Genomic DNA, 12424 nt, shown 5'->3' on the forward strand with positions numbered 1-12424 from the left:
ACAACAATATATGCAAAGACACACTTTCTGGACAGCTCCGTTTCTGAAAGTATTATGGTGCTTTTTTAATTGGGTAATTTAAGAAGGTATTAAGCTGATGAAAAAGAATCTATTAAAAGAATCGTTTAATGTTCTGATGCAGAGGGCATTTCTCTAATAAGCATGATTCATTTCAGCTCTAATTTATGAAATAATAGACGGTAGATTAAAATTCCTGAAAGATAGGGAGAGATAAGATGTTATATATATGGAATATCGAAAAAATCATTAAAGATGTATTAGATGAGCACCGTTTAGATATTAATTATGAATTTGATAACCAGCTGCCTGCACATATGAGTTATAACGTATCGACAAATACAATTAAATTCAATTATCTTCAAATTAACGGATATAGAGGGAAAGTGAGAATTAAAGAATCGGATGAAAACTTTGTTAAAATTCTTATTTATCATGAGATAGGCTATTATTTGAGTTTTAAGAAAAACAAACATGATTTAAGAACCCTGATTTATGGGGGCGATGAAGAAAAAGAGGAACTTATGGCTGAAATAGAAAACAATGCCTGGGAATATGGGAGAACAATGGTGCCTGAACACCTTTTGGAGTCATATGACAAAGTGCGTGAATTAGATAAAATGCTGTTAAAGAGATAATAATAAAGACATTAATATGAGAAAGCTCAGAGCTAAAACTCTGAGCTTTTCGTGTGCGCCGTTTTAAATCCGATCTTCACAAACAGGGAAATCAAGATAAAAAACGGTCCCGTTTTCATCACTGCTGGCCCGCATTGTACCCTTATGGTTCTCTACAATTTTTTTCGAAACTGAGAGACCGAGTCCTGTCCCGGTGTCTTTAGTGGAGAAGAAAGGGTCAAAAATATGATTCAGAGCGGATGGGATGATGCCCCGTCCGTTATCAGAAAAGCTGATCTGCAGCTTGTTTTCCTGGCGCTTGCAGGTGATGTGTATTCTCAGCGGATCTGTGTTTTTCGCCTGAAACGAATTTTGAAACAGATTCAGAAAGACCTGCAGCAGTTCATCCTTATTTCCAAGGATGCAGGTTCCTTCTGCATAGGGATCGATATTAATATGAAACTCAATGGAGTAAAGCAGGGATTCGCTTTCTAAAATTCTTCCTAAATGATTCAGCAGAAACTCTTTCACTTCGAAATGCTCAGACCTGATTTCGGCAGGTTTTGCGATGCTCAGGAAATCGGAAATGATTTTATTTGCCCGGTCGATTTCGGGAATTAAAATCGTTTGAAACAAGTTTTTCGTATCAGCATCTGCTGAGGCTTGAAGCACTTGCAGAAATCCTCTTACTGTCGTTAAAGGATTTCTGATTTCATGGGCAATTCCAGCAGCAATTCTTCCGGCAATTGCCTGTTTTTCAGCTTCTTTTATGGCATTTAAAAAGTAGAAGGTCCCGATGACGCGTTTGATGGATCCATCGGTATTCCAGAGGATTCTCGTGTTCAGGATGCCATAATTTTTATCAAGCACTTCACGGTCAACGAATTCTATCCCGGTACGGGCGGTTTCAAGCGTCAGAAGCTGTTCGTCTGGAATGTTGACAAGCTCCCTTAAATGTTTTCCGATGATTTCGTCCCGGTTGACTCCGTGATCTTTTGCTGCTTGAAGATTGCATAAAGTAACAATGCCCGTTTCATCAATAAAAACAACATGATGGGCAACTAAATCAAAGATGTCGGATAAAAAAGCTTCTGTATGATGAAATGAATCGTTTTCTGATGATGATAGGTAGAGGCGCTGATTTGTGTGAGCCGTCAACTGTGTGCTGGTCATTTTCAGAATAGATGGAGGCGTGTCTGACTTTTCTTTACAGACCGCAAGTTCAAGTTCCGGATTTACATATGTAAATGCAGACGGCCATTGTGTGATGAGTTCTTTTAAAAGCTGATTTTCTTTTCGCAATGCTTCTAGTTCATTTTCCATTTTCATTATTTCCAGCCTCATATGAGAAATATATAGTTCAACCTTTAAAACTATATAACAATTTAACAAGTTTGACAATTACTAACAGAGGAATAAAATAAATAGGCGTAAGATAATGTCACAAAAAAGTTTAATATTTACGCCATTTAGGGAATAATCTCATAAAAGCAATCTTTTATGGGGGAATTTATTTTGACGACGATTCGAAAACCAGATCAGACTTTAGCCTGTTTCAGTGAATATGATTCATTAAAGAAGGTGCTAGTCTGTCAGCCAAACTATATGCGAATTACGGAAGTTATAAATGAAACACAGCGGCATTATGCCGATGAAAATATTGACGTCCAGCTTGCCGTCAGCCAGCATCAGCAGTTTGTCAAAACATTAGAAGAAAATGGAGCGGAAGTAATCATGCTCACTCCTTATGAAAAGTACCCTGAGCAAGTGTTCACCCGTGACATCGGCTTCACTTTGGGCAAAACCGTTTTTGTATCCGAAATGGGCCAGGACATCAGACAGGGTGAGGAAGAAGTGCTCCGCAGCTGGCTTGACGCACAGGGTTATCCAATGCAATGCCTGAAAGAACACCGGATTGAAGGCGGAGACGTCATTATTGACAGAACGGCTATTTTCGTAGGAGTAAGTGACAGAACGTGCATGAATGCGATTGAAAAACTGCAGTCGCTCGTTCCCGCCTTTGAAGTTATTCCTGTTCCAATCAACGAAAAATACCTTCATCTTGACTGCGTATTTAATGTCCTTTCTGAAACGGAAGCCCTTGTCTTCCCAGCCGCTTTTGAAGAGAAAGAGCTGAAAATGCTTAGAGAACGCTACAGCTTAATCGAAGTAACGGAAGCTGAGCAATTCACTATGGGGACAAATGTCCTATCGATCGGCGGTAAAAAAATCATCAGTCTTCCTGTTAATCAAAATGTAAATAGGCAGCTCAGAGACAGAGGATACGATGTTATTGAAGTGGATATTACTGAAATCATCAAATCGGGCGGCTCATTTAGATGCTGCACGCTTCCGATTTTGAGAACGGTATAAAGGATAGTAGAGCCGGCCTGCCAGACAGATTGTGCAGACCGCTTTTTTTTCTTTTCTGGGAATTTAGGGGGTAAAACCAAAAAGTGAAACCCAAGTGTTCAAAGTGGCAGCACTAGGACGAATGCTGCCACTTTTCATGTTTTGCACCGTTCAAAGTGGCGGCACTAGGACGAATGCTGCCACTTTTCATGTTTGGCACGGTTCAAAGTGGCATCACTAGGACGAATGCTGCCAATTTTCATGTTCTGCACCGTTCAAAGTGGCAGCACTAGGACGAATGCTGCCATTTTTCATGTTCTGCACCGTTCAAAGTGGCAGCAGTAGGACGAATGCTGCCACTTTTCATGTTTTGCACCGTTCAAAGTGGCGGCACTAGGACGAATGCTGCCATTTTTCATGTTTTTGCACGGTTCAAAGTTACAGCACTACTGGAACTGACGCCAATAATTATTTTCACAAAAAAGCAGGCAGGAAATATAATAGTTTTCCTGCCTGCTTTAATTTAGGGAACTATCTGACAAGCCCCTTTCTTAATTTAGAATGGGAGGCCGTATTTTCTCTCTAGACATTCAATCCATTTATCTATATACTCAACTTAAACGATTAAGTGGAAATGGTGAAAGCAATGAAAAAAGCAACAATGAAAGATATTGCGGCTGAAGCGAATGTTTCGGTTGCGACTGTGAGCTACGTATTAAATAATGCAGAAAATCAATCCATTCCAGCAGAGACAAAGGAACGTGTCCTGCAGATTGCAAAGAAATTGAATTATGTACCTAACCTTGCTGCAAGATCTCTTGTTATGCAAAAAACGGGGTTGATCGGTATTCTCTTAAACCGCTCTGTACATGAAGGGGTTTGGCGACGCGCGCATCACGCCGAGTTTATTTTTGAGCTTGAGCAGCTGCTGACAAAACAGGGTTATCACGTTGTGCTCTCAAGGATTGATGTGGAAAAACCCAATCTGGAGATTATCGCAGAACGAAAACTGGATGGCGTTTTCTTAATTGATGTCCGGGAAGATTTCTTCTACAGCATTTCAAAAACGGTTCCAACAGGAGTTCCGCTCGTGCTCGTTGACAGTGTAATTGATGATGAACTTTTTTACAAGGTTATGTACGATTACCTGGGAGCTTTTTCAGCAGCAAAAAAACAGCTTGAACGAGAACCCTCCGTATTAATTATGGAGAAGTTTCACAATGCCGGACTTACTGAGCAAATTAAAAAGGCATCAGGGCTTGCTGAAGAAAATATTCATCTGATGGAGAACGAAAAAGGCCTTGCTGCTTTTTTGGCAACGAACAGCGATCGATCAGCAATTATTCTCAACGAATTTTTGGCAGGCACTGTTTCGAAATACCGGAACATTGAGGATGATGCCGTAATCTGTACATCCAATTGCCCGGAGATCCTTCCAGCCGAAGCAAAAACCGTATTATTTAAGAATTCTAAAGCATCGATTGCTTTCCAGGTTTTATCCGATCTCATTAAAGACAATCGAGGTCTGCATTTAGAAAAATACACGTATTTACCGGCAGAGTAGCTTCTGCTTTTTTCTACCGTTACTTAAACGTTTAAGTCTATAATTGGGGGAATTGAAAATGATGTTAAAAGAAGCGGTTTACCACCGTCCAAAAAATAATTTTGCCTACGCTTATGATAAAGATACGCTGCACATCCGTCTGCAGACAAAGAAAAATGATGCCGAAAAGGTGAATTTGATCTGGGGGGATCCGTTTACTTGGGAGCAGGAAAGTGAAGGAGTCTGGAAATGGAAGTCAGAAAAGCATATCGAGATGACTTTGCTTGGAAAGACTGAACTTTACGATATATGGACGGTTGCGGTTAAACCTCCCCACAGACGTTTGAAGTATGGGTTTGAGATGATATCAGGCGACCAAACGCTGATTTATACAGAGCAGGGTTTTCTTGATAAAAAACCGCAGGATCATAACGGCTACTATTTTACATTTCCATATATTAATGAAGAAGACATCTTTACTGCACCGTCATGGGTAAAGGACACTGTCTGGTATCAGATTTTCCCGGAACGCTTTGCAAATGGAGACGCTGCACTTAATCCTAAGGATGCCCTGCCATGGGGCAGTACAGAGCCAACAGCAGCGAACAGCTTTGGAGGTGACTTTGAAGGGGTTATTCAACATATTGATTACCTTGTAAAGCTTGGCATTACCGGAATCTATTTCACCCCTATTTTTAAAGCGTTTTCGAATCATAAGTACGATACAATTGACTATTTGGAAATTGATCCGCAGTTTGGGGATAAAGAAACGTTTAAAAGATTAATTAAGGTCTGTCATGAAAACGGCATTAAGGTGATGCTTGATGCGGTGTTTAATCATTGCGGCTACGAGTTCCCGCCGTTTCAGGATGTCGTCGTAAACGGCGAAGCATCCAAGTATAAAGATTGGTTCCACATAGATCAGTTTCCTCTGAAAAAAGACGGCAAGGTACATTATGAAACGTTTGGATTCTCGGAAAATATGCCGAAGCTCAGAACAGGGAATCCTGAAGTGCGGGAATATCTGCTTGAGGTTGGGCGCTACTGGGTGCGGGAATTTGGCATTGACGGATGGAGACTTGATGTGGCAAATGAGGTATCGCATGACTTTTGGCGCGAGTTCCGTAAAGAAATCAAAGCCATCGATCCAGAGGTTTATATTTTGGGAGAAGTGTGGCATGATGCTATGCCGTGGCTGCAGGGCGATCAATTTGATGCCGTCATGAATTACCCATACACAAGCGTTGCAATCGATTATTTTGCTCACGGAAAAGTAACGGCATCAGAGTTTATAAACCGAACGTCGGAAGCGCTTCTAATGTATCCTGAGCAAGTGTCGGAGGTTGCCTTTAACTTGCTTGGTAGTCATGACACCCCTCGTATCGCTACTGTCTGCGGGGGAAATACAGATAAAGTGAAGCAACTTTTCGCGTTTCTCCTCTCATCACCGGGCGCACCATGCATTTATTATGGGGACGAAATCGGCATGACAGGTGTGATGGATCCCGGCTGCCGCAAGTGCATGATCTGGGATGAAGAGAAACAGGACAGCGATTTATTGAACTTTATTTCTCAGATGATTGATCTTCGTAAAAATAATGCGGCATTCGGCAACAAGGGGAAAATCCAATTTGTGGAGGCAGGCATTAAAGATGAATTTGTCATGTATACAAAAATGTATAACGATGAAAAGATCCTGTTCATTTTAAACGGGGCAGATCATCCAATTGAGGTTTCTCTTCCAAACGGAATGAAGAAGTCAGCATGTCTGTTAACAGGTCGGGAGATTTCTGCATCAACGGCTGCACTGGAAGCTCACGGGCTTAGCATCATCTCATATAAATAACATCAACCAGCCGATTCTCCAATACGGAGAATCGGAGAGCCTGAAACTGCTATAATATAGAAAAAGCAGCCAAAAGGGGAGAATTCTGTTGAATGAAACGATGCAGCTGATTAAAGAGCTCGTATCCATACCGAGTCCATCAGGAAATACAAATGAAGTGATTACATATGTAGAAAACTATTTAGCAGATTGTCAAATAGAGACGAGGCGCAACCGCAAAGGCGGACTGCTTGCAACGATCCCGGGAAGAGACAATTCCCATCACCGCATGCTGACAGCGCATGTTGATACACTTGGGGCAATTGTAAAAGAAATCAAAGCGAGCGGGCGGCTGACGATTGATTTAATCGGCGGTTTTAACTACAACTCGATTGAAGGAGAATACTGCAAAATTGAATCTTCATCAGGCAAAGTATTTAAAGGCACGATCCTGATGCATCAGACTTCTGTACACGTCTACAAAGATGCTGGCAAAGCAGAACGCAATCAGGCCAACATGGAAATCCGCCTTGATGAAGTGGTGAAAAACGCGGAAGATGTACGCGCGCTCGGCATTGAAGTCGGGGACTTTGTTTCGTTTGATCCTCGAGTGGAAATCACGGAAAATGGCTTTATCAAATCCCGCCATTTAGACGATAAAGCAAGTGTTGCTCTTTTGCTTCAGCTTATGAAACAAATTAAGGAAGAGAAAGTGCTGCTTCCGTATACCACTCATTTTTTAATTTCAAATAACGAGGAAATCGGCTACGGCGGAAACTCCAACATCACACCTGAAACCGTTGAATATTTAGCTGTTGATATGGGTGCGATGGGAGACGGGCAGTCAACGGATGAGTATACCGTTTCCATTTGTGTGAAAGACGCAAGCGGTCCTTATCACTATGAGCTCCGCAAAAACTTAACGAATCTGGCGAAGGAGCATAACATCGGCTATAAATTAGATATTTATCCTTACTATGGTTCAGATGCTTCAGCGGCGATCCGTTCCGGACATGATATCGTGCACGGATTGATCGGACCGGGTATCGACTCCTCTCATGCGTTTGAGCGCACTCATAAAGATTCGCTTGAAAATACGGCAAAGCTGCTTTATCACTATGTGAAATCGAACATGGTGCTGTAAAAGAATAGGTTCATACTGACGAGGAGCTGCGGATAGCAGCTCCTTGTTTAAATCTACCTTAAAAATATAGAAATGTTTTCCAAAAGGAGAGTTTCTGTGTTTTAATAGAGACTGTAAATATTATGAATCTATTAAGCGGAGGTTTCAAATGACGAAAAGAAAGTTTAGCAGTTTCATGGCAGTCATTCTGATTTTTGCCCTGTTTTTCAGTCAGTTTCCTATAAAGGATGTTAAGGCTGCAGAAGCAGATGTGCCGAAAGAAGAAGCCAAATTAACCATTTCAGAACCAGTTGAAGGTTTGTTTGAGGAATCGGAACAAGTACATTGGTACACAGTTGATCCAACTCAAGCAGAAATAAAAGATTACACACATTTGCGCATGAAGCTTCAATCTGAAGCTGAACTGAATGTAACGGTATACTCAAGCCTCGAAAATGCAATTGATAATCGAGCATTCGACAGATACATGGGATATTCATACGCCGATCAGCCGGCTGTTATTGATTTTCCGGTAGCATGGGCTGGACCTTTTTATATTAAGGTAGAGCATTATGCCATGGAAGAGGAATACATAGAAGAAGAGATGACGATTGAGGAAGAAGAGGAAGAGCCATCAGTGCCTGCCGCTTCATATACGATCGGCTACGACGGAGTCACACTTCCTCCTTCTGAATATATAAGCACAGAAGAGTGCCCGGCTGAGCTCAGCACAAAAGAAAGAGAAAACGGCAAAGCTATTTTAAAAGATTTGAGAAGCATTCGTGAAGATGTCCTGGCTAAAACAGAAAATGGAAAAGAACTGTCTTCCATGTATTACAAGATTGCTCCATTTTTAAGTACGAAAGTGGTTTTCAGCAAGACGATCCGCGATAACGTTTATCAAGATTTAATCCAATTAAAAGGCTTGTTTGCAGATGTTGCTGCAAAGGGCAGCAGCAGTACCTATAAAATTACAAGCGCCGATCAAGATGCGATCAATCGTTTATATAGCACAGCGCTTGAATCAGTACCGTCTTTCCTGAAGGATCAAATTGAAAAAACAGGGAAGAGCATTGGGATTTCAAATGTAACGAACAAAACGGTTTCTTCTATTTTGCAAAAAGGCGGATATTCTGTACCTGCAGCAAGCAGCTATGAAAACCGTGTCATTGTAAAACTAAAAGAAGGCAAGAAATTAAGCAGCATTCAATCAAAAACAAAATCATACGGCATTCAGTCGGCTTCACCGCTAAAAGCCAATAAATCGGTCTTCCCTGATATGTATGTAATGGAAGTAGAAGGAAGCTCAGCTGATTTCAAAGCCTCAGCAAAAACGTTAAAAACAGCTGCAGGACAGCTTGCAAAGCTGCCGGAGGTTGAATTTGCAGAACCTGTTCAGCAGTACAAAGCATTTACTGCTGACGCTCAATATCCATATCAATGGTCATTGGAAAATGAAGGGGAAGATGGCGGCATTGCGGATGCTGACATTCAATTTGAACAGCTTCAGAAATTATTAAAAGGCAGACAGCTCAGTGATTCAGTGATTGCTGTAGCTGACACAGGAGTAGATCATACCCTTGCAGATTTAAGCAGCAGGGTACTTACTGAAAAAGGCTACAACTTTATTGAGAAAAACACAAATGCCATGGATGACAATGGACATGGAACTCATGTGTCCGGCATCATTGCGGCAGAAGCAAATAACCATTATTCAATGGCAGGCATCAATCCTCATGCCAAAATTCTTCCTGTAAAAGTCCTTGATGCAGCAGGAAGCGGTGACACTGAAGGAATTGCATTTGGAATTCGATATGCTGTAGATCAAGGTGCTAGGGTCATTAACTTAAGTCTTGGCGGAGGATACAGCCGCGTCATCGAGAGTGCCTTAAAATATGCATATGATCATGATGTAACAGTTGTAGCAGCAAGCGGAAATGACGGAATGGAAGAGCTTTCTTATCCTGCTTCCTCTAAGTATGTTATTTCAGTAGGCGGAACAAACCGCATCGATTTAGTATCGGATTATTCAAACTATGGAAACGGCCTGGATCTTGTTGCACCAGGTACAGACATTCCAAGCTTAATGCCTGATGGCAATGTCACGAATATGACGGGAACATCAATGGCAACACCTCATGTTGCAGCAGTGGCAGGTCTTCTTCTTTCACATAATCATGATTTAACGCCAGGTGAAGTAGAAGGAATCTTAACAAAATCTGCCGCAGACATTGCGTTTGATGAACAGGATAATCCTATGGATGACTATGAAGAATATCCATATGACGAAGAATACCCATACCCTGAAGAAGAAGTCATTCCAGGCTATGACACAGTTTCCGGCTGGGGCCGTCTTGATGCCTTCGGAGCAGTGAAAGCAATTGACCGAATGAATATTCCTATGGAGCGGATTTTTGGTTCAGACCGCTATGAAACAGCTGTAAAAGTATCAAAAGAAAGCTTTACTGGTTCCGGTACTGTTGTCATTGCAACAGGCAAAAATTATCCGGATGCTTTAAGTGCAACACCGCTTGCACATAAAAACAAAGCTCCTCTTTTATTAACAGACACGAACAAACTTCCTGCTGTTGTAAAAAGTGAGCTTAAGAGATTGGGAGCAAAAAAAGTCATTCTGGTTGGCGGAGCATCTGTTATTACAGCTAACGTAGAAAAAGAGTTAAAAGCAGCCGGCATGACAACAATCTCAAGAATCAGCGGGAAAGACCGCTACGAGACATCTGTCAATATCGCAAAACAGCTTGGAGCAGTGGACCGTGCTGTCGTTGCAACAGGCGAAAGCTTTGCAGATGCCTTATCGATTGCGCCTATTGCTGCATCGAAAACTATGCCAATTCTGTTAACAAAGAAAAATGCAATCCCTGATTCAGTGAATCAATACGTTAAATCAAGCAAATTGAAGCAAACCTTTGTAATTGGAGGCGCAGGGGCTGTGCCTGATAAGATCGCAAAAGGTTTCCCAAATCATAAACGCATCAGCGGGGCAACTCGTTATGAAACAAACAGCAGCATTATCAAGTACTTTGCAGCTGATTTGAATATGACAAGTCCGTTTATCGCAACTGGAGCAAACTACCCGGATGCCTTGTCGGGTTCTGCTGCAGCAGCGGTTCATGGCAATCCTATGATTCTAACAAATCCTAAAGCAGTTGAGCAGACAACGATCGATACACTTGCTGCTTATGCAGATTCAGCTAAAATGTATTACATCATCGGGGGAGAAAATGCCCTTCCCGAATCAGCAATTGCCTCATTATTTGAGTGATTTGCACAAGAAAAAGTCCTGATCTGATCAGGGCTTTTTTCTTATATTCAAGTTGTCAAAATAAGTCGAAAGAAATAGTTTATAAGTCAACCTAAATTTTGGTAAATATATCTTACATCTGTCGAAAATTGCGAGTATAATCTAATAGATTTCATATAGAAAACAGGGGGATAACATGAAAAAAGAATTGATTTTAGCGTGCGGATTATTTCTTGCACTTCCTTTTGGGCAGGGATTTGCAGAAACAAGTCCGGTTCAGACAGCCGAACAGAAAATGGCTTCTGCTCTTAACCAGAAGGGCTTAGGGCAAAACGAAATGAAAGCAGCAAGTTTTAATGAGGATGAAGCAACTTATTACGAAGAAGAACCTAACAATGTTATGGGGAAAGCTACCTACTCCGAAGTTAATTATTATTTATCTGGAAGGATACATAATCAAGTCTCCAATAATGGAAAAGATATCGATTACTTCAAGTTTTCAGTTGCCGAAAATGAAGAATATTCATTACTGTCTTTAATGGTAAATGAAGATGAGATCAATGAAGAAACTTCACGAGTGATGAAGGTGCGATTACTTGATGCTAGCGGTAAAAAAGTTGCTGAAAGTGAATTGCTTGAAGATGATGAAGGTGGAGGTCTTCAGTATCTGGATGCATCACTTGCATCTGGAACTTATTATATTGAGGTCACAAATCCTTTTTCAACAGATTTAAATGAGGATTATTTAATTTTCCATTCTATCGGTTATGAAGAAGGACCGCTCGAGACTACGTTCGAGAGAATCTCCGGCAAAGACCGTTATGAAACAGCTGTAAAGCTTTCTCAGGATGGCTGGGGAGATGAAGGCTCTGAATATGCGGTTATCGCAACTGGCAGCAATTTCCCGGATGCTCTGAGTGCAACGCCTCTTGCTTATCGCGTTGGTGGTCCTTTGCTATTGACAACTCCCAATACATTGCCTGATACCGTTAAGAAAGAACTTATCCGCTTAGGTGTAAAAAAAGTTTATCTTGTTGGAGGAAAAGGAGCTATTTCTGACACGGTTAAAACACAACTTGAAAAAATGAAAATCACTGTAACTAGATTAAGCGGTTCAGACCGTTTTGAGACATCTGTTAAAATCGCTGAGGAAATTGGAACTTATGGAACTGTTGTAGTTGCAACAGGAAAAACATTTGCAGATGCTCTATCTATTGCTCCAATCGCAGCTCAAATGGAAATGCCGATTTTACTTGCAAATAAAGACTCAATTCCAGCATCTGTTACTAGTTACATGAGAAGCTGGGAAGCAGATAAAACGTATGTTATTGGCGGAACAGGTGCTATTTCTGACGCGACTGCCAAAAAACTGCCAGGCATGAAACGGATCAGCGGCAAAGACCGCTATGAAACAAATAGCCGGATCATTGACCAATTTGCAGCTGAGATTGACCCATTCTACACGTATCTTGCCACTGGAACAAACTATCCTGATGCACTTGCAGGTTCTGCACTTGCAGCCATGAGTTTCAGTCCTGTCGTATTGACAGATCCAAAGCAGGCTAACGCTGCTACGAAGACAACTGTTCAAAAGTATATGGATTCTACAGCGGTATATTACATCATTGGCGGAGAAAAAGCTCTTCCTCAAAGTGCCGTTGACCAGCTGTTTGAATAAAAAGAA

8 protein-coding genes are annotated in these 12424 nt (G+C 41.3%); 7 read left to right on the plus strand and 1 reads right to left on the minus strand.

Annotated features, from left to right (window positions below; all coding sequences use genetic code 11):
* Nucleotides 1-236: 236 nt before the first annotated feature.
* Nucleotides 237-656, plus strand: a complete 420-nt coding sequence (locus tag AC3ISE_RS06940; protein ID WP_489223607.1) for a hypothetical protein — start codon at nucleotides 237-239, stop codon at nucleotides 654-656.
* Between the two features lie 63 nt (nucleotides 657-719).
* Here the strand turns inward: AC3ISE_RS06940 and AC3ISE_RS06945 are convergent, their stop codons facing one another.
* Nucleotides 720-1964, minus strand: a complete 1245-nt coding sequence (locus AC3ISE_RS06945) for a two-component system sensor histidine kinase NtrB (RefSeq protein WP_489223608.1) — start codon at nucleotides 1962-1964, stop codon at nucleotides 720-722.
* A gap of 171 nt (nucleotides 1965-2135) precedes the next feature.
* Between AC3ISE_RS06945 and AC3ISE_RS06950 the strand changes: the two genes are divergently transcribed.
* From AC3ISE_RS06950 to AC3ISE_RS06975, 6 genes are all read left to right on the plus strand, one after another.
* Nucleotides 2136-3008 carry a dimethylarginine dimethylaminohydrolase family protein gene (locus tag AC3ISE_RS06950; protein WP_489223609.1) on the plus strand — a complete coding sequence of 291 codons (873 nt, stop codon included), beginning with the start codon at nucleotides 2136-2138 and terminating at the stop codon, nucleotides 3006-3008.
* 625 nt (nucleotides 3009-3633) lie between these two features.
* Nucleotides 3634-4551, plus strand: coding sequence for a LacI family DNA-binding transcriptional regulator (locus tag AC3ISE_RS06955; protein WP_489223610.1), 918 nt, complete (start codon nucleotides 3634-3636; stop codon nucleotides 4549-4551).
* 61 nt (nucleotides 4552-4612) lie between these two features.
* Nucleotides 4613-6376, plus strand: a complete 1764-nt coding sequence (locus AC3ISE_RS06960; protein ID WP_489224285.1) for a glycoside hydrolase family 13 protein — start codon at nucleotides 4613-4615, stop codon at nucleotides 6374-6376.
* A gap of 100 nt (nucleotides 6377-6476) precedes the next feature.
* Nucleotides 6477-7499, plus strand: a complete 1023-nt coding sequence (locus tag AC3ISE_RS06965; RefSeq protein ID WP_489224286.1) for a M42 family metallopeptidase — start codon at nucleotides 6477-6479, stop codon at nucleotides 7497-7499.
* Nucleotides 7500-7647: 148 nt separating this feature from the next.
* Nucleotides 7648-10761, plus strand: a complete 3114-nt coding sequence (locus AC3ISE_RS06970; RefSeq protein ID WP_489223611.1) for a cell wall-binding repeat-containing protein — start codon at nucleotides 7648-7650, stop codon at nucleotides 10759-10761.
* A gap of 175 nt (nucleotides 10762-10936) precedes the next feature.
* Nucleotides 10937-12418, plus strand: a complete 1482-nt coding sequence (locus AC3ISE_RS06975) for a cell wall-binding repeat-containing protein (RefSeq protein WP_489223612.1) — start codon at nucleotides 10937-10939, stop codon at nucleotides 12416-12418.
* Nucleotides 12419-12424: the final 6 nt, after the last annotated feature.

This window comes from Metabacillus sp. KH_069 (genome assembly GCF_057838075.1).